This is a genomic window from Nonomuraea sp. NPDC050310, from assembly GCF_040655795.1.
Taxonomy (GTDB): domain Bacteria; phylum Actinomycetota; class Actinomycetes; order Streptosporangiales; family Streptosporangiaceae; genus Nonomuraea.
Genome location: NZ_JBFAKP010000008.1, coordinates 83,169 through 101,084 on the forward strand (window position 1 = coordinate 83,169; position 17,916 = coordinate 101,084).

A 17,916-nucleotide genomic window follows, 5' to 3' on the forward strand; every position below is an offset into this window, starting at 1 on the left:
AGCGCGCACATGACCGCTGACGAGCACGTCGACATCCCGGTGGCGGGTCGCGCGCCGTTACGGGTCAGGCTGGACTCGGCCGCCCCGTTCGGCTGGTGGCCCGCCGTCTGCATCGCCCTGGTCGCCTTCATCGACCGGGTGGAGTTCAACCTGATGGCGGGGGCGCTCCCCGTCATCCAGCGGGAGCTCGGCTTCGGCGACACCGCCGGCGGCGCGATCGCCTCCGCGGCCGCGGTGGCCGGGATCGTCCTGCTCATCCCGGCCGGCCGGCTGGCCGACCGGGGCCGCCGGACGTGGATCGTGGCCGCCGTCGTGGGCGTCTGGTCGCTGCTGACGCTCGGCAGCGGCCTGGTCACCACCTACGCCATGCTGTTCGCCGTGCGGGTGGTGCTCGGCGGCGCCGGGTTGCTCTACAACCCGGCCGGCTCCAGCCTGCTGGCCGACTACTTCCCGGGCAGCAGCCGGGCGCGGGCCTTCGCCATGGAGCGGTTCGGCTACTTCGCCGGCCCGGCCGGCGGCGTCATCGCGGGCGGCGCGCTGGCCGGCCTGTACGGCTGGCGCACGATGTTCTTCCTGGTCGCCGTGCCCGGACTGATCATCGCCCTGCTCTGCCTGACCCTGCGCGAGCCGGCCAGGGGCACCGGCGACCGCATCGAGCTGCTGCGCTCGGGCGAGCAGCCCAAGGAGCAGCCCGTCACTCCGAGCCTCCCAATCCGGCGGGAGCTGTACGGCCTGCTGTCGATCAGGACGCTGCGCGCGATCGTGATCGGCCTCAGCACGCTCTTCTTCGGCCTGGGCGGCCTGATGTTCTGGCTGCCCACCTTCTACGCCCGCACCTTCGGCCTGCCGGCCGGCGCGGCCTCCGCGATCGCCGGCGGCGTGGGCCTGGCCGGGATGATCGCCGGTGCGTTGGTCAGCGCCCGCTTGGGCGACCGGTGGGCGCACCGGCGGGTGACGCTCGGCGCCGTCGGGCTGCTGATCGGCGCGCTCAGCCTGGCCGCGTCGGTGGCGGTGCCGGTGCTGGGCGTCCAGCTCCTGTTCCTGGGGGTGGCCAACTTCGGCATCATGCTGGCCATCCCCGCCCTCACCGCCGCCGTGGCCGACGTGGTGCCGGCCGCGCGGCGGGGGCTGGGTTTCGCCCTGTCGCAGTTCGTGGTGTCGTTGGCGGGGGCGTTCGGCCCGCTGCTGGTCGGCGCGGCCTCGGAGGCCACCGGCTCGCTGCGGGTGGCCTACGCGCTGCTCGCCGTGCCGCTGGTGCTCGGCGCGCTGCTGACGCTGCGGGGCCGGTCCAGCCTGGAGGCGGACCGGCGGGCCGCGTTGTCAGTGCTCCCGTAGCAGGCTGCCGGCGCCGTGCACCTGGTCGGGGATGCCGTTGGAGCGCAACGCCATCCACCAGGTGGCCGCGTTGATGGCGATGACCGGCAGGCCGAGCCAGCGCTCGGCCTCGTCGGCCAGCCCGACCATGGACAGGTTCGTGCCGCACTGGACGATCGCGTCCACGCCGGGCGCGACCTCGACCAGGGCCTGCCTGAGCTCGGCCTCGGTGACGTGGGCGATGGAGACGGCGGTCGGGCATTTGAGCCCCTTGATGGCGGCCACCTCGAAGCCGATCTCGGAGAAGAACCTGACCACGTTCTCGTCGCCCACCGGCTGGTAGGGGGTGACGACGCCGATGCGGCGGGCGCCGTACAGGTGCAGTGCCCGCTCGCAGGCCTCGGCGCCGGTGGCCACCTGGAGGCCGGTGAGGTCGTGGATCTGCCGGACGAACTGCCGGTTGCCCTCGACGCCGCCCCAGAACGTCTCGGCCGACATGCCCATCACCATGGCGTCGGGCTCGCAGGTCAGCACCCGCTCGCAGGCGGCGCCGATCTCCGCGCGGATCTGGTCGAGCAATCGTTCCATGCCGATGTTCCCGGCCATGTTGCCGTCGCGGATGTGGATCCGGCTGAAGTGCGCCGTCACCCCGGGCACGATCATGCGGTAGAAGTCGGGTTCGACGACGGTGTTGGTGGACGGCGCGATCACGCCGAACTTGCGCCGCCAGCCGAGCGCGTCGGTCACGGGATCACCTTCCGTCGGGTGAAGGGGGCGGTGACGAAGCGGTAGAGCACCTTGCGCGGGGTCAGCCAGCGCACGTGCGCGCCGTTGGCGGCCTTGGCGAGAGCCTGCTCGGCCAGCCACGGCGTCACCGTCTCCACCCGGTCGGCGAGGATGTCGTAGACCTTCCGGCTGCGCGGGGTCAGGTCGTGCAGCAGCAGGTCGGTGGTGACCATGCCGGGGCTGAGCAGGCCCACCGAGACCCCGGGCGGCACTTCCTTGGCCAGGGCCAGGGTCAGGTAGGTCAGCGCCCGCTTGGTCGCGCCGTAGACGGCCAGCCCGGCCACCGCCCGGCCGTCGCTGCCCAGGCCCTCCATGTTCCAGACGTGGCCGTGGCCCTGCCGGGCCATCCCGGCCAGGGCGACCGCGCACCCGTTGATCACGCCGTTGAGGTTCACGTCGACCACGCGGTGGGCCTCGTCGGCGGGCAGCTCCCACAGCGGCAGCCGGGACTGGGTGATCCCGGCGTTGTTGATCCACATGTCGACGCGGCCGTGCTCGCGCACGGCCCGGTCCCACACCGCCTGGAGCTGCTCGCGCTCGCGCACGTCACCGTCCTTGGAGCCGCAGACGACGACCTGGTGCCCGAGCCGGGTGAAGTGCTCGGCGAGCCCGCGGCCGATGCCGCGGGTCCCGCCCGTCACGACGATGACCATGTCAGGACCCCGTGGACCACGGCCGCGGGCCGGCCGCCCTCGGACAACTGGTAGACGACGGCGAGCGTCCTGCCCGCGCCCATGCCCTGGGTGGCGTCGACCATGAACTCCCGGCCCTTGAGCTTCCCCACGTCGGTGAAGTGCAGGCTGGGATAGTTCGCCCTGCCGTACGCCTGCGCGTTGCCCCAGGCCCCGGGCCCTTCGTAGAAGGAGCGGAAGCCGTCACGGCGCACCTCGACGGTGTGCCGGCGCTCCAGCGCACCCGTCCAGGTGACGTGGTGGCGGGTCCTGAGCAGGGTGAGCGGCTCCAGCTCCACCGTGATGTCCACCGTGCCGCCCGGCTTCTGGTCCGCGCCGTACAGCTCGCATGTGCCGCGGTAGGCGCCGGCGGTCTTGGTGGGCAGGATGAAGGAGGCCGGGCCGTTGGCGGTCTCGTCGGCGATCCACTGCTCGACCTTAGCGGCCTCGCGGGTGTACAGGCCGTTGAAGGCGGCCACGATCGCCGGTCCCTGGTACATCAGCGACGAGTAGACCTGCAGGTCGCCGATCGTCTGGTTCCAGGTGTTGAGGTCCACCTGCCAGCCGGGGCTGTAGTAGTGGGCGTCGACGAACCCGCCGTACGGCTGGCCGGTGCCGTAGAAGTCGGGCCCGGTGTACACGCGGTCGGCGTCGGAGTCGATCACCCCGAACGCGAACGGCGCGCCGAGCCGGAACCGCCCGGCGAGCGGGCCGCCCGCCTCCAGGCCCCCGTCCATGTAGTAGGTGGTCGTGCCGTTCTCGAACACCGACGAGCGCGTGACCTGCTCGAAGCCCACCCAGGTGCCGGTGGCGTCGAACAGGGAGGGCTTGCCGTGCCACTCGCCGGCGATGCGCTGCTGCCAGACGCTGGGCTCGCTCATGCGAGGAGTTCCTTCCTGACGCGTTCGGCCTGTTCCTCGCCGAGGAGCCGGCGCACCTGGGCCCAGACCGGGTCCACGTCCGGGTCGAAGAGGTTGGCCCGGTTGGCCGCGTCCCGCGCGGCCAGGTCCCCGTCCACCGGGGGCACGCCGCCGCCGAGCAGGGCCAGCCAGTGGTCGAGGTAGGTGTCCACCGTCGGGTCCAGCCCGGCGAAGGCCGCCTCGGTGGCGCGGCAGACCAGCATCCAGGGCGACATCATCGCCCGCTGCCGGGGGCCCACCGCCGCGGGGGAGAGGCCGTCGAGCCGCCAGGCCCGCTCCAGCGGTTCGGTCAGCGGCAGGAAGCAGGCGTCGAGGTAGGCCAGGTGGGTGGCCAGCTCCGCGCGCGGGATCAGGTCCAGGTGCATCGCGTGGTAGTCGGCCGAGGCGACCGCGTCCAGCGTGAAGTGCGGGACCGCGGACTCCGGGGGCGTGAAGGCGAAGATCATGTGGCTGTCCAGGCCGATCGGCGGCACCGCCAGGCTGACGGTCACCACCTTGTCCACGAGCGGGCCGCGCAGCACGGTCAGGTGGCCCGCGCTCAGCGGCACCTGCTCGGCGACCTCCAGGCCGAGAGCGGTCACGAGCCGCTCCAGGGTGCGCTCACTCAGCGCCGTGGGCAGGCTCATCGCCGCCTCCTCTGGTCTTGTGGACCCACGCGCGGGCCAGTTCGGGGTTGTCGCGCCGGGCGGGCGAGGGGATGACGGTGGCCCGGCGGCGCGGGACGTCGCCGGTCACGAGGTCGTCGTCGCCGATCCACCAGCCGTCGTCGATGAGCTGCTGGCGCCGGCGCCGGTAGGCGACCTGGAGGGCGTCGCTGCGGATGTGCAGTTCGGCCGACAGGTCGAAGGGCAGCAGTTCGGGCCGCTGGGCCTCCACGACCACCCGGTCCTGCTCGAAGATCTTGCCGATCCGCCGGATCGCGTCCCGGTCGGCCCACTTGCGGGTGAAGAAGTTGCGGAAGCCGATGATCTTGACGAGCGTGCGGTCCTGGGACAGCGGGATGTTGAAGTCGTAGAGCAGCATGTCGCCGAAGGGCAGCCGGACGTGCAGCTTGACCACGTTGGGCAGGTACCAGCCGTTGGTGACCACCACCTCCTGCTGCTCCTTCTTGTACAGCCGGCTCCACAGGCCCTTGGCGGGCGGCGGGCTCATCCGGATGTCGGCCTCGCACTTCCACTCGTCCTGGGTGAGCTCGAAGTCCGGGATCTGCGGCTTGTCCGGGTTGCCGAACGCGGTGCCGTGCACGAACGGCGCGTGCGCCGCGTCGACGACGTTCTCCATCGTGCGCTCGTAGTTGGCGTTGATCGTCGTCTCGTAGTAGACCGCCCGGAAGGCGGGGTCGTCGTGCTCGGGGATGTGCGGGATCGGCGGGCGCCGCTCCTCGGGCAGGTCGCCGAGGAAGGCCCAGACCATGCCGTGGCGCTCCACGGCCGGATAGGCGTCCACCCGCGCCTTCTTGGGAATGCCGCGGCCGCCGGGATTGGCCGGGATCTTCACGCAGGTGCCGTCCGGCTCGTACTCCCAGCCGTGGTACGGGCAGGCGATCCGGTCGTCGCCGGCCAGCCGGCCCATCGACAGCGCGCCGCCGCGGTGCACGCACAGGTCCGACAGCAGGGCCACCTCGCCGTTGCGCCGCCGCCACAGCACGAAGTCCTGACCCAGGCAGGTCACCTTCCGCGGCTGCCGCTGGACGGCGTGGCTGAACTCGACGGCGTACCAGAAGTTCTTGAGCATGGCTCCTCCTCGAGGGCGGCCCGCGCCCGCGCGTCACCGTGCAGGTGCGTGCGCAGGAACAGGGTGAACAACCGGGCCAGCTCGGCGCGGGGCTCCGAGGTGGCGGGCAGGTCCAGGAAGGCGCGGGCGGCCGTCCGGTCCACCGGGTCGGCGATCGTGAAGTGGTTGGCTCCCTCGAGCACGGCCAGCAGGTGCTCGCCGGGCGGCAGCGCCTCCTCGAAGGTCCGCCGGACGGGGTCGTGGCCCTCCTGGCCGTAGCGGTCGGCGCTGCCCGTGATCACGCCGTCGCGGGTGCCGCCCGCCAGCAGCACCGGGCAGTCCACCTGCGCGGGCACCACCGTGCCCGGCGGCCAGCCGAGCATGGTCGCCACCATCGTGTGCGCGCCGTAGGCGAAGACCGCCCGCACGCCGGGGAAGTAGCGGGCCGACTGGAGCACCACCGAGCCGCCGGCCGAGTGCCCGCCCAGGGCCACCCGCTCCAGGTCGATGACGCCTCTGAGCAGGTCGATCTCCGTCAGTGCCGCCAGGATCTCGCCGAGGGCCGGGCAGGTCGGGCGCGAGCCGTACACCTGGGGCCTGGCCGCGTCCAGGTCCACCCCGGGCGTCAGCCCGTACTCGCCGCCGAACAGCTCGCCCACCCGGTCGAAGGTCACGCACACGAACCCCGCGGCGGCGATCTCGGTGGCCAGCCAGCGGTAGGCGTCCTGGCCGACGTTGATGCCGGAGACGAACAGCACCACCGGGTACGGCCCGCCGGCCGGCGGGAAGACGCCGGTCAGCCGGTCGCCGTCCTCGGCGGCCGGGTAGTAGATCTTCAGGTGGGCGGTGTCGAACCGGCCGGTCCCGGCCGCCCACCACAGCGAGCGGATCATGCCGGCCCCGGCAGCGTGCGGTCGCCGCCCCACAGGCCTCTGACCAGGCGTTCGGTCTCCTGTTCGCCGAAGTAACGCACGCCCATCACGTTGGCCGGGTCGCGTTCGGCGATGTTGCGCCGCGTCGCCAGGTCCGCCGCGGCCAGGGCCGGCCGCTCCTGGACCGGGACGGGTTCGGCCTCGTCCACCCAGGTCAGCCAGCGGTCCACGCGCTCGTGCAGCACCCCGCGCACGGTGTCGAGGTGGGCCGGCTCGCGCGGGAAGGAGTAGCAGAAGGCGGTCGGGGACAGGCTGGCGCGGATGAAGGCGGCGCGGCTGGTGAACCAGGTGAAGTCCGGGTTGCTCTCCCGGAAGGCGAGCCAGCCGGCCTCGGACGGCGTGTAGTAGCGGTCGAAGTACCCGGCGTCCCGGGTCAGCCCGGCCCTGGGCAGGAAGTCCTGGTAGAACCAGCCCTCGGGCCACACGAGCAGGGCGATCCCGAGGTGCGGCACCCGGATGTGCGGCCCGAGCCAGACGGTCAGGTGCAGGTTGGCGAAGCCGGCGGTGGGGTCGCCGAGCCAGGAGTGGACCATCCAGTCGACCTCCGGCCCGGCGTAGGCGTCCAGCCGGCCGCCGGGCCCGTCCGGGCGGGAGCCGTACGCGCCGGGGGAGGCGGGGTCGAGGCTCAGCTCGAAACGGGCGTCGATCTTGGCTTTCAGCTCGGCGAGCAGGTCCCGCATCCGCTCGAACGTCTCGGTGACGTCGACCACGGGGGACTCGTCGAGCATCTGCTCCACGTGTTGCAGGGTTTCGTTCACTGGGGTCCTTCCAGGAGGGCGCCGGCCGCCCGCCACGGCCGCCCGGCCACCAGGTCGGTGCCGCGCGAGACGAGCCGGTTGACGGCCTGCGCGGGGGCGACGACGCCGTGGACGAGCAGGTCGGTGTTCTTGACGTGGGTCACGAGGGGGTGGCTGATCCGGCCGGTGAAGGGGCCTTGCCAGGTGGTCCACAGGGTGAAGTCGGGGGACAGGCCGAGGATCGCGCCGGCCAGCCCGTCGGGGCCGTCGGGCCCGGCGGCGACCAGGTTCAGCCGGTTCTCCGCCGCCCGCTCCAGCAGGCCCAGGCGCAGTTCCCACGGTTCGCGCGGGGTGAACGGCACGGCCACCACGTCGGCGTCGGCCAGCGCGGCCAGCCGGAACTCCTCGGGGTGCCGGGCGGCCTCGCCGGTGATGATCGCGAGCCGTCCCCAGGGGAGCACGTGGATCCCGGCGGGGCCGTCCCCGCCGGTCACCGGTCCGCCGGGCCCGACGAGGACGGCGTCGCCGGTGACGACGTGGCAGGCCGTCCCGCGCACGGCTCGCGCCGCCTCCTCGGCGGAGACGGGGGAGCCCTCGGGGAGCGCGACGAGCAGGGCGCATTCGGTGGCGGCCTGCCGTACCAGGGCGGCGTCGCCCCGCACCACCGCGACCGGGAGACTGTCCGCGCCGGCCTCGGCCGTGCGGCCCGGCGCGGGCGCGGCGAGCGGGCCGTAGCGGGCGGGCCGGCGGCCGGCGAGCAGGGCGGCCCGCTCGGCGTCGGCCGCGCCCGGGTCGATGTCGGCCACGACGACCGCCTCGCCGGTGCGGGGCGCGCGGGCGACGACGCCGCCGTCGGGGGCGACGATCTGGCTCTCGCCGGCGCCGTGCAGCCACTCCGGCGGCACGCGCAGGCCCTCGCTCACCGCCTCCAGCCGGTCGGCGGGGATGAGCGGGCCGACCTTGTTGGCGGCCACCACCCAGACCTTGTTCTCCGCGGCGCGGACCGGGACGTGCAGGGACGCCTCGTCGACGGCGAAGGAGTTGAGGCTGTTGAGCAGGACCTGCGCGCCCCGCAGCGCGAGCCCGCGGGTGACCTCGCAGATGACGCCCTCCATGCAGGCGTACAGGCCCAGGCGTCCCACGGGGGTGTCCAGGACCGGGCCGGCCTCGGCGCCGGGGGACAGGTGGTCGTTCTCCGCGCCCATCAGCACTTGCTTGTCGGCCTCGCCGAGGAGCTGCCCCGCCGGGCCGTACAGCAGGGAGGCGCCGGTGGTGCGGCCGTCCGGCCGGGCGAGGGTGACGCCGATCTTGACGTGCGCGCCGTGCCGGGCCGCCCGCGCGGCGACCGCGCTCAGGAACGGGTCGCCGTGCCGGCAGGCCAGGGCGCGGGCCTGCTCGCGACTCTCGTACCAGGACAGGTGGTGGCAGAACTCGGGGAGCACGATCAGTTCGGCGCCCTCCGCCGCCGCGGCGTCGATCAGGCGCAGGGTGGTGGCGAGGTTGGCGGCGATGTCCGTGCCCACCTCGTACTGCACGGCGGCGACACGCACCACGGTGCCTCCTGTTACGTATAGCGAAACAGTGTTTCCAAGCAGGATCTCGCGAAAGCGGGGGAGATGTCCAGTGCGCGACATCTCCCCACGGGTCACGGCTACGGCACGAGCGGCTGGATCACGCCCGCCGAGCGCAGGCTCTCGAAGTAGTCGCCGCCCGGGTAGAGGCCAGGGGTCGTGCTCCCGCTGACGAAGTCGCCCGCCCAGCCCTTGGCGAGGGTCTGCAGCGCGGAGACGTTCTGGGCCTGCGGGGTGCCGCAGGCCAGCTTCTCCGGCCCGGTGGCGCTGGAGCCCTCGACGTCGATGTGCGAGCCGGTGGTCAGCCGGACGCCCAGGAAGGGCCTGGCGAGCTGCTCGGTCAGCTCCTGCGTGCCGCTGCCCCCGCTGTTGCAGGTGTAGGGCGGCGAGGAGATCGCCAGGATCGGCAGGCTGGTGTTGGCGAGGTGGTTGAGCGAGCTGCCGAGGTTGTCGCCGGCGAGCGACTTCACCGGGTCGAACAGGATCAGCCCGCGCACCTTGGCGAAGGCGGCCGGGTGGCGGGCCCGGAGCTGCTGGGCGACGTACGGCACCGCCTCGCCGCCGGCCGAGTGCCCGGCGAGGACGAACGCGCCGGGCAGGGCCAGGTCGGGCCGCCCCGCTCTGGCCCTGGCGTCGGCGAAGCTCCGGTCGAGCCCGCCGGCCAGCACGTCGGCGACGTTGCCCAGGAAGGCGGTGTTGTTGCCGAGGTTCTGCAGGGTGCAGCCGAAGATGTTGGCCGAGGGCAGCGTCGGGGCGAAGACGAGGAAGCCGTCGGCCGCGAAGCGCTGCGCGGTGTCGGTCATGCCGTCGTTGGAGCCGGCGAAGCCGTGCTGTAACCACAGCAGGGCTTTCGGCGGGCCGGACGGGAAGTACCAGTCGCTGCTCTGGCGGAGCGTGGTGAAGGCGCAGCGGATCTCCACCGTGTTCTCGATCTTGGTGACCGACTGGGCGTGCGCGGGGGTGTGCAGCAGGGCCGCGGTGACGACGAACGCGGCCGGCAGGCTTCTGAGGCCCAAGGCTCCTCCTCGGAACGGTGTTTCTTATAAAGAAACGGCGTTTCCATTTGAAGTCAAGACCGGTTCCAGGCCGCCGGTCGCGTCAGGGGAGGGGGTAGGCGGTGGCCGCCAGGCCGGGGCCGCCGGGCCGGAAGGCGGCCGGAGCGTGCACCACGGTGCTCTGGACGTACTCCAGCAGCCCCTCCTCGCCGTACTCGCGGCCGTGGCCGCTGCGCTTGACCCCGCCGAAGGGGGCGCGCAACGACATCCCGGTGCGGTTGTGCGTGTTGACGAAGACGAAGCCCGCCTCCAGCCGGTCGGCGACGGCGAACGCGCGGTCCTCGTCCGCCGACCAGACCGAGGCGGCCAGGCCGAGCTCGCTGTGGTTGGCCCTGGCGACGGCCTCGTCCACCGTGTCGTACAGGAGCAGCGGCACGGCGGGACCGAACTGCTCCTGCGTCACCAGCGGTGCGTCGTCCGGCAGATCCGGCACGAGCACCGGGGGCACGAAATAGCCGGCGCCCAGGTCACCGGTGGAGCGGCCCAGCGGCATCGCCGTACCCGGAACCAGCGCCCTGATCCGCTCGGCCGCCTGCGCGCTGATGACCGGGCCCATGGTGACGCCCGGCGTCAGCGGATCGCCGACGAGCAGGATCCGCTCGGCGGCCGCGACGTAGGCGGCCGTGAACTCGCCGGCCCTGGCCCGCGGGACGTAGAGCCGCTTGGCCGCCATGCAGACCTGCCCGCTGGTCGCGAACGACGCCATCACCAGGCGCTCGTAGTCCTGGCCGGTCAGCGAGAAGTCCGGCAGCAGCAGCGCGGGGTCGTTGCCGCCCAGCTCCAGCACGGTGGGCGTGAGCATCGCCCCGGCCGCCGCCGCGATCTGCCGGCCCGCCGCGTCGCCGCCGGTGAACGCCACCTTGCGGACCAGCGGATGGCCGACCAGCGCCTGCCCGGCCGCCGCGCCGCCGTGCACGACCTCGACGCCGGGCAGCGCCGCCGCCACCTCGCTCACCGCCAGCGGGGCCAGCGGCGACGGCTTGATCACGCAGGTGTTGCCCGCCGCCAGTGCCGGAGCGAGCTTGAGCATCGCCAGGATGACCGGCGCGTTCCACGGGGTGATGCAGACGACCACGCCGTACGGCTTGCGCCGGATCAGCAGCCGGCCCGCCTCGTCGTCGAGCAGGCGCTCGCCGAGCACCCGGGGCGCGTGATCGCAGACCCAGCGCAGGTGGGCCAGGGCGAAGGCGAGCTCGCCACGGCAGTCGGCCAGCGGCTTGCCCGTCTCCCTGGCCAGCAGGACGGCCAGCTCCCCGGCCCGGGCCTGCACGGCGGCGGCGCTGCGGCGCAGGGCGTCGATCCGGTCGGCCGGCGCGCGGGCCGACCACTCCCGTCCCGCGGCCTCGGCGCGGCGGACGGCGGCGCCTGGGTCGGTCTCGGCGACGCGCCCCACGACCTCGCGGATCCGCGCCGGGTTCTCCCGGACGATCACCCCGGCTCCCGGAGCGAGGAGATCAGGCAGGCGCGCAGCAGGTGCTCCCTGGCCGCCACCGGGTCCGCGGCCAGCGCGCGCAGCTCGTCGTGCACGTCAGGGGAGCGCATCCGCGCCCAGTTGCGGTGACTGATCGCCTGCACGTGCTCCAGCGCCACCGCCCGCCGCCTGGCGGCCACCCGTCCGGGCGAGTCGCGGCCGAGGAGGGCTCCGGCCATGAGGACGGCGTCGTGGATGCCGCTGTTCATGCCCAGCCCGCCGAGCGGGTTGTTGACGTGCGCCGCGTCCCCCGCCAGGAGCACCCGGCCGGCCAGGAACCGGGTGGCCACCCGCTGGTGCACCCGGTACGGCGTGGCGTGCCTGATCTTCCATTCGCGTCCCGGGTCGGCGACCGCGCGCAGCCGGTCCCGCAGCTCGCCGGGCCCGTCCGGCAGCAGGACCCGCCAATGGTCGGGTGTCCGCAGCAGGACCAGCCACTCCTCGGGGTCGAAGACGTAGTTGATCGGGGCGAGGCCGGGCAGCAGGGCCGCCAGGTCCTCCTCCACGGAGGCGACCAGGAAGGTCTCCGGGTAGGTCAGGCCCTCGAAGCCGATGCCGAGCGCTCGCCGTACCGCGGAGTGGGCGCCGTCGGCGGCGATGATCCAGTCGGCGGTGTGGCGCTCTCCCGTGGCGGTCGTGACCGTCCGATCATCGACCTCGCGCACCTCCCGCCCGAACAGGACCTCGCCCCCGTGCCGCCGCACGTGCTCCAGCAGGATCGCGCAGAGCTTGTTCTGCTCGCACTGCACGCGGAAGGGGTAGGGGGTGTCGGCCGCGAGCACGCCCAGGTCGAGCGTGGCGATCGGGCCGCCGCGGCGGTCGCGGTACTGGAAGGTGCGGGCCACCAGGCCCCGCTCCAGCAACTCGCCCAGCACCCCCAGGTCGGCGAGCATCTCCAGGGTCGGCGGGTGGAAGGTGGAGGCCCGCGACTCGGCGGCCGGTTCGTCGCCCGCCTCCAGCACGGTGACGGGCATCCCGCCGACCGCCAGCACGAGCGCGGCGCTCAGGCCGACGGGCCCGGCGCCGGCCACGAGGACGCTCACCGCTCCACCCCGACCACCCTGGCCCCGGTGAAGAACAGAATGGTCTCGGCGGTGCCCTCCTCGCCCAGGCCCGACAGCCCCCAGGCCGGACGCGGTGTCATCAGGTGCAGGCTCAGCACGCTGGAGCCGTTGACCTTGACCTCGCCGGCCCGGATCCGCTGGGCGGTCGCGAGCGCCCGCTCCTCGTCGGCGCCGATCACGTACCCCTCCAGCCCGTGGCCGGTGGCGTTGGCCAGCTCGACCGCCTCCTCCACCGTGTCGTACGGCACGACGGCGGCCACCGGGCCGAAGATCTCGTCGGCCAGGTCGGCGCCGGTGATCAGCGTGGGCGGGAGGAAGTGTCCGTTGTCCGGGATGTCGCCGTAGGCGGTCGCGTGGCCGCCGGCCAGGCCGATGGCCGCCCGGACCCGGCGCAGGTGCGCCGAGTGCACGAGCGGCCCGAACTCCGTCTCCGGCAGCAGCGGATCGCCGATCCGCAGCGCGGCCAGCCGTTCCCCGGTCGCCGCCACGATGTCCCCGAGTGCGGCCCGGGGGACGAGGAGCCTGCCGAGCGCCCGGCACCACTGGCCGTTGAGCGTCGTCAGCAGGTTCGCCGCCGCGGTGGCGGCGGCCCCGACATCGGCGTCGGGCAGGACGAGGAGCGGGTTGTTGCCGCCCAGCTCCAGTTGCGCCGGACGCAGGCGCGCCGCCGAGGCGAGGGCCACCGACCGGCCGCCGGCCAGGCCGCCGGTGAAGGAGACCGCCCTGATCCGCGCGTCCTCGGCCAGCCGCGCTCCCTCCCGCGGGCCGCCGTGCACGAGCTGGAACACGCCGGGCGGCAGCACCTCGCCCAGCACCTCGGCGAGCACCTGCGTCCCGTAGGGGGCGTACTCGCTGACCTTGAGGATCACCGGGCAGCCCGCCGCCAGCGCGCTCGCCGCCTTGTGCGCGGCCATCGGCGCGGGCGCGTTCCACGGCACCAGGCAGAGCGCCGGGCCCCACGGCATCCGGCGCACCTCCACGCCCTCGCGCGAGGCGTCGAGCAGGCCCGCTCGCACCTGGGCCGCCGCCAGCGCGAAAGCGCCGTGCACGATCACGGCCAGCGCGCCGGTCTGCGTGATCGGCACGCCCGTGGCGAAGGACTCCAGCGCGGCGATCCGCTCCGCCACCGTGACCGGCTCCTCCGACGCCGAGGACCGGCCGGGCCCGTCGGGCGGCAGCGGCCGGTTCAGCTCGGCCGACACCCGCTCCAGCAGCGCGGCCCGCTCCTCGGCGGGGGTGGCCTCCCACCCGGGGGCGGCCCGTTCGGCCGCGGCCAGCGCCGCCTCCAGGCGGGCGCCGGAGGAGCCGAGCGCTCTGCCGACCGGCTCTCCGGTGGCCGGGTTCTCCAGATCGAAACCGAGGTCCTCGGTGCACGCCGCCCACTGCCCGGCCACCAGGTCCGCCTGCGGAAGGGTCATGACCGTTCCGCCGTGGCGAAGAGCTCGTTCTCCTTGTCCTGGGTGACCATCTGTGCGACCTCCAGCCGCCCCCGCTCGGCGGGGAAGGTCATCACCAGCCCCATGGACAGGTCCCGCAGGGCGCGTCCCACGACCCCGCCCATCATCGCCCCCGAGGTGCCGGACGCCTTGAACGCCCCCAGCGCCACCCGGTGGCACGCCTCGGTGACCGACCCCTTCCCGAGCCGCCACTGCCGGAACACCTCGGCCTTCGGCCGCAGCGGCGGCTGCGAGGTCTCCAGGAGCAACTGCCGGCGCAGCCACAGGTAGGCGGTCTCCAGATCGGCGGTCATGTCGCCGATGAGCTGCTGGTGCATGGGGGAGGAGGCGATCGGCCGGCCGGTGTCGGCGAAGGTCTTGCGGGTGAGCTGCTCGACGACCACGTCGTAGACGTTCTGCGCGCAGCCGGTGTAGACGGCGGCGATGGCGAGCTGGTTGCCCACGAAGCTGCCGCGGCTCATCTTCAGCATGCGGGTGAAGGCGCCGGGCACGGTCAGCGCCTCGTCGTCGGCGACGAACACCTCGTCCAGGCGGATGCCGTTGTTGGCGGTGGCCCGCATCCCGAGCCCGTCCCACGGCGCGCGGGTGGCGACCCCGTGCGCCTCGCGCGGCACGAAGAAGGTGACCAGCCCCTCGGCGGTGTCGTAGCCGTCGAGCCTGGCCGTGGTCAGGTAGTAGTCGGCGACGCCGGTCGCGCAGCCGAAGGACTTCTCGCCGTCCAGGAGCCAGCCGCCCTCGGTACGGCGGGCGGTGGTGGCGATGGTGATGTTGGCGGCGGAGCTCTTGACCGACTCGGAGGCGAAGTTGGCCAGCCAGGCGCCGCCCGCCATCCGGGTCAGCACCTTCTCCGCGAAGGCCCGCACCACCGGGGTCTCCTCCGCGGTGAACAACCCGGCCTCGATCGCCTCCAGCGGGAGCAGGCCCCGCGAGGCGCTGGTGTTGTGGAAGAAGTAGGCCAGGGCGGTGGAGGGGCAGGCGGTGCCCATCGCGAAGGTGGCGGCGGCCAGGTCGCGCAGCGTGCCCCCCAGCCCGCCGTAATCCTCGGGCACCACCAGCCCGAGCAGGCCCGCCTCCCGCAGCAGCGCGACGTGCTCCACGGGGAAGCGGGCCTCCTCGTCGGCCTTGGCCGCCGCGGCGCGCAGCGCCGGCAGCACCGACTCCACCCGTTCCGCGCGGGCGCGCTCGGCTTCGGTCATGTCGTCGACCAGGCGCTCGCCTGTCAGTCTGTCGGTCACGCTCAATCCCCTTCAGCAGGCGAATCGGTAGGTCCGTCCGGGCAGGGCGGAACCCCAGGAGCTCTCCAGCTCGGCCGCGCCGGCGACCAGCGCGGCCCGGTCGACGGCGCTGTCCACCTCCAGCTCGCCGGCCAGGAACAGCACGTCCTCGGCGGGCAGGGCGCCGTCCACCCCGCCGAGCGTCGTGTCGAACTGCCACACCCCGCTCTTCATCGCCACCAGGGCGTTGACCAGGCCGATGCCGTGCCGTTCGCGGAGACCGACGCGCAGGCTCGTCCCGCCCGCGGCGGCCGAGGCGTCCTGCAGCAGGCGCCGGACGCCGATGGGGGTGGCGGGCGAGCCGCCCTCCTCCAGGGCGATCTCGTCGCAGCCGAGCGCGGCGAGGCGCGCGATCGCCGAGGTCACGCCGTCGCCGCCGGCGAAGGAGTCGGGCAGGTGCGCCACCGTGGCCAGGCCGGCCCGCCGCGCGGCCTCGACCACCCGGGCCTCCGCGTCCTCGCCGCCTTCTGCGGGTGCGGTCGCGGCATCTGCCCGCGGCGGTGCGGGGCCGGGCCGTCCGGCCACGAACTCCACGACGCCCGCTCCCGCCTTGACCACGGCGCCGATCTGGCCGGGCCGGTCGACCAGCGCCGAGGCGGTGGCCGGGTCGAGCTCCTGCCCGGCATCGGTACGGCGGGCCGGATCGTTCCACGGCCCGGCCAGCCGTACCCGCATGCCCGCCCCCCGCAGCAGCCGCGCCAGCGGCGTGGCCTCGACCCCCCTGCCACGCAGGGCGGCGAGCAGGCCGGTGTCGGCGACGGAGATGCGGTCGGGGAGCGGATCGGCCAGGTGGCTCCAGGTGCGCGAGTGGAACAGCACCGGCGCCACCCGCCGCGGCGTGGCGGAGGCGAGCACCTCGCCGACGAAGATGGTGTGGTCGCCGCCCGGGTAGGCGTGCGCGACCCGGCAGTCGAGCCAGCCGACGGCGTCGCCCAGCACCGGCGCCCCGGTCAGCGCGGTGGTCCAGGCGTGGCCGGCGAAGTGGTCGGGGTGGTGGCCGGCGAAGCGGCGGCCGAGCGCGGCCTGGTCCTTGCCGAGGATGCTGACCGCGAAGCCGCCGTGCTCGCCGACGAGGTGGTGCGTCCTGGTGCCGCGGGCCAGACAGACGAGCACCATGGGCGGGTCGAGGCTCACGCTGGAGAAGGCGCTGGCCGTCATGCCGTGCCAGTGGCCCGCGGCGCCGGTGGTGACGATCACCACCCCGCTGGGCCACTGGGCCATGACCGCCCGGAAGTCCGTTTCCACGACACCTCGCTGTTTCTTCAATGGAAACGCTGTAACGCTGAAGGTAACGGCTGGCCATTTTCATGTCAATGTGACGATGTTTCCCTCAGCGAAATACACTGGCCTCGTGAGCGTCGAGACGGAGAGTCAGAGCAGATCCATCGCCTCGGTGGAGCGGGCGATGGACGTCTTGCTGCTGTTCGGCCGGAGTCCCCGGCCTGACCTCGGGGTGACCGAGATCGCCACCGAGCTCGACCTGACCAAGGCGGCGGTGCACCGCATCCTCACCGCCCTGCGCAGCCGCGAGCTGATCGCGCTGGATCCGGTCTCGCGCCGCTACTCCCTGGGGCACGCCGCGATCGCGCTCGGCCGGGCCTACCTGGCCCGGACCGACCTGCGGGCGATGGCCGGCCCCGAGCTCCGGCTGCTGTCGGCGCGCACCGGCGAGACGGCGACCCTGTCGGTGCGGCGCGGTGACACGCGGCTGTACGTGGACCAGGTGGTCCCCGCCCAGGAGCTGCGCATGGAGGTCTCGCTGGGCATCCCGTACCCGCTGTACGCGGGCAGCTCCTCCAAGGCCATCCTCGCCTTCCTGCGCGAGCCGGAGATCGAGGCCTTCCTGGCCAGGCACAAGCTGGAGCCGCTGACGGCCAAGACCATCACCGACCCCGGCAAGCTGCGCGCCGAGCTCGCCGCGGTGCGCAAGCGCGGCTACGCCACCTCCCTGGGCGAGCGCCAGGAGGGCGCCGCCTCGGCGGCGGCGCCGATCTTCGACCACGACGGCCTGGTGATCGCCTCGGTGAGCGTGGCCGGGCCGAGCGCCCGCTTCAAGCCGTCGGCGCAGGAGACGGCGGCGACGCTCCTCGAGGCCGCCGCGCGGCTGTCGGCCCAGCTCGGCCACCGCCCGTCATAGGGCGGCGCCGGGTTTGAGCACGCCCAGCACCGCCGCCGCGAGCACACCGGCCCAGATCGCCCAGACGTACGGCAGGCAGCCGTCGACCGAGGCGCGCAGCTTCCCCTCCACCTCCGGCGTCGAGCCGGAGGCGGCCAGGGCGCCGAAAGCCGGCCCGAAGCCTCTGAGCTTGAGCCGGATGCCCAGCCCCGCCGCGATCGTCAGGGCGTAGAGCGCCAGCTTGCCCCCCAGCCAGCGCGGGTCGGTCGTGACCCCGAACGGGCGCTCGGCGATCAGCGTGTAGGCCGCCGCCCCGGTGATCGCGGCGATCAGCCCCAGCCTGATCGTCCAGTCGGCCCGTCTGACCAGCGGATGCCGCCCGGGCGCGTGGTGGTCCCGCACCGTCAGCGCGAGCCAGCCGAGCGCGAACGCCCACACCGCCAGCACCGACCACCACGGGAACAGCGCGACACCGAAGAGCTCGGCGCCGTGGGGTTCCAGCGCCATCAGCGTGAACCCGCTGGGCAGGAAGAGCACCAGGCAGATCTTCGGTCCCAGGTCGAGCCCGCTCATGATCTTCACTGCCGTCGTGCGGGCCTCCGGTCCCAGGGCGGGGTCGAGCACGTACCGGCTGGCGTAGAAGACGCCCAGGTCCCCGCCGAGCCAGAAGACGAACAGCACCAGGTGGAGCACGATCCACCAGCCGTGCGGATGAGGTCCCACGTCGCTCCTCTCCGATGAGATGGAAACGAAGTTACCCTCTCGGAAACAGAGCAGGAAGAGGTAGCTTGAAACGATGTTCCACAAATTGGAACATGAGGCCACGCAAGGATTG

At 73.6% G+C, this 17,916-nt stretch carries 17 protein-coding genes; 2 read left to right on the forward strand and 15 right to left on the reverse strand.

The window, feature by feature from the left end; translation table 11 throughout:
- Positions 1 to 9: 9 nt before the first annotated feature.
- Positions 10 to 1,335: an MFS transporter gene (locus tag AB0I67_RS20780; protein ID WP_357925825.1), complete on the forward strand. Its 1,326-nt coding sequence runs from the start codon at positions 10 to 12 to the stop codon at positions 1,333 to 1,335.
- Here the strand turns inward: AB0I67_RS20780 and AB0I67_RS20785 are convergent.
- The 14 genes from AB0I67_RS20785 to AB0I67_RS20850 form a co-directional block, all read right to left on the reverse strand.
- Positions 1,321 to 2,061 (reverse strand): arylmalonate decarboxylase, encoded by a 741-nt coding sequence (locus AB0I67_RS20785; RefSeq protein WP_357925827.1) that lies wholly within the window; start codon positions 2,059 to 2,061, stop codon positions 1,321 to 1,323. The two genes, AB0I67_RS20780 and AB0I67_RS20785, sit on opposite strands and share 15 nt — an antisense overlap.
- Positions 2,058 to 2,741: an SDR family oxidoreductase gene (locus AB0I67_RS20790; protein WP_357925829.1), complete on the reverse strand. Its 684-nt coding sequence runs from the start codon at positions 2,739 to 2,741 to the stop codon at positions 2,058 to 2,060. The genes AB0I67_RS20785 and AB0I67_RS20790 overlap by 4 nt, the downstream gene beginning before the upstream one ends.
- Positions 2,738 to 3,652: a hypothetical protein gene (locus AB0I67_RS20795; RefSeq protein ID WP_357925831.1), complete on the reverse strand. Its 915-nt coding sequence runs from the start codon at positions 3,650 to 3,652 to the stop codon at positions 2,738 to 2,740. The genes AB0I67_RS20790 and AB0I67_RS20795 overlap by 4 nt, the downstream gene beginning before the upstream one ends.
- Positions 3,649 to 4,317, reverse strand: a complete 669-nt coding sequence (locus AB0I67_RS20800; protein WP_357925833.1) for a hypothetical protein — start codon at positions 4,315 to 4,317, stop codon at positions 3,649 to 3,651. The genes AB0I67_RS20795 and AB0I67_RS20800 overlap by 4 nt, the downstream gene beginning before the upstream one ends.
- Positions 4,292 to 5,425 (reverse strand): aromatic ring-hydroxylating dioxygenase subunit alpha, encoded by a 1,134-nt coding sequence (locus AB0I67_RS20805; protein ID WP_357925835.1) that lies wholly within the window; start codon positions 5,423 to 5,425, stop codon positions 4,292 to 4,294. The genes AB0I67_RS20800 and AB0I67_RS20805 overlap by 26 nt, the downstream gene beginning before the upstream one ends.
- A complete protein-coding gene (locus tag AB0I67_RS20810) occupies positions 5,359 to 6,297 on the reverse strand; it encodes a dienelactone hydrolase family protein (protein ID WP_357925838.1) in 939 nt (312 codons plus the stop codon). The genes AB0I67_RS20805 and AB0I67_RS20810 overlap by 67 nt, the downstream gene beginning before the upstream one ends.
- Complete coding sequence (locus AB0I67_RS20815) at positions 6,294 to 7,094, reverse strand: oxidoreductase (RefSeq protein WP_357925840.1); 801 nt, start codon at positions 7,092 to 7,094, stop codon at positions 6,294 to 6,296. Before AB0I67_RS20815 ends, AB0I67_RS20810 begins: the two co-directional genes overlap by 4 nt.
- A complete protein-coding gene (locus AB0I67_RS20820) occupies positions 7,091 to 8,626 on the reverse strand; it encodes a carbon-nitrogen hydrolase family protein (RefSeq protein WP_357925842.1) in 1,536 nt (511 codons plus the stop codon). The genes AB0I67_RS20815 and AB0I67_RS20820 overlap by 4 nt, the downstream gene beginning before the upstream one ends.
- A 98-nt stretch (positions 8,627 to 8,724) precedes the next feature.
- Positions 8,725 to 9,660: an alpha/beta hydrolase gene (locus AB0I67_RS20825; RefSeq protein ID WP_357925845.1), complete on the reverse strand. Its 936-nt coding sequence runs from the start codon at positions 9,658 to 9,660 to the stop codon at positions 8,725 to 8,727.
- An 82-nt stretch (positions 9,661 to 9,742) separates the two neighbouring features.
- Positions 9,743 to 11,131 (reverse strand): aldehyde dehydrogenase family protein, encoded by a 1,389-nt coding sequence (locus tag AB0I67_RS20830; RefSeq protein ID WP_357925847.1) that lies wholly within the window; start codon positions 11,129 to 11,131, stop codon positions 9,743 to 9,745.
- The gene (locus AB0I67_RS20835) at positions 11,128 to 12,213 is read right to left on the reverse strand and encodes an FAD-dependent monooxygenase (protein ID WP_357925850.1); all 1,086 of its coding nucleotides are present in this window, start codon (positions 12,211 to 12,213) and stop codon (positions 11,128 to 11,130) included. The genes AB0I67_RS20830 and AB0I67_RS20835 overlap by 4 nt, the downstream gene beginning before the upstream one ends.
- Positions 12,210 to 13,652: an aldehyde dehydrogenase gene (locus AB0I67_RS20840; RefSeq protein ID WP_357925853.1), complete on the reverse strand. Its 1,443-nt coding sequence runs from the start codon at positions 13,650 to 13,652 to the stop codon at positions 12,210 to 12,212. Before AB0I67_RS20840 ends, AB0I67_RS20835 begins: the two co-directional genes overlap by 4 nt.
- Positions 13,649 to 14,926 (reverse strand): acyl-CoA dehydrogenase family protein, encoded by a 1,278-nt coding sequence (locus tag AB0I67_RS20845; protein WP_357925856.1) that lies wholly within the window; start codon positions 14,924 to 14,926, stop codon positions 13,649 to 13,651. The genes AB0I67_RS20840 and AB0I67_RS20845 overlap by 4 nt, the downstream gene beginning before the upstream one ends.
- A 12-nt stretch (positions 14,927 to 14,938) precedes the next feature.
- The gene (locus AB0I67_RS20850) at positions 14,939 to 16,210 is read right to left on the reverse strand and encodes a flavin reductase (RefSeq protein WP_357925858.1); all 1,272 of its coding nucleotides are present in this window, start codon (positions 16,208 to 16,210) and stop codon (positions 14,939 to 14,941) included.
- Positions 16,211 to 16,316: 106 nt separating this feature from the next.
- On the opposite strand from AB0I67_RS20850, the gene AB0I67_RS20855 reads away from it, so the two are divergent.
- Positions 16,317 to 17,102 (forward strand): IclR family transcriptional regulator, encoded by a 786-nt coding sequence (locus AB0I67_RS20855; protein ID WP_357925861.1) that lies wholly within the window; start codon positions 16,317 to 16,319, stop codon positions 17,100 to 17,102.
- Here AB0I67_RS20855 and AB0I67_RS20860 read toward each other — a convergent pair.
- On the reverse strand, positions 17,097 to 17,804 hold the full coding sequence (locus tag AB0I67_RS20860; protein ID WP_357925864.1) for a hypothetical protein: 708 nt from the start codon (positions 17,802 to 17,804) through the stop codon (positions 17,097 to 17,099). The two genes, AB0I67_RS20855 and AB0I67_RS20860, sit on opposite strands and share 6 nt — an antisense overlap.
- Positions 17,805 to 17,916 lie beyond the last annotated feature (112 nt).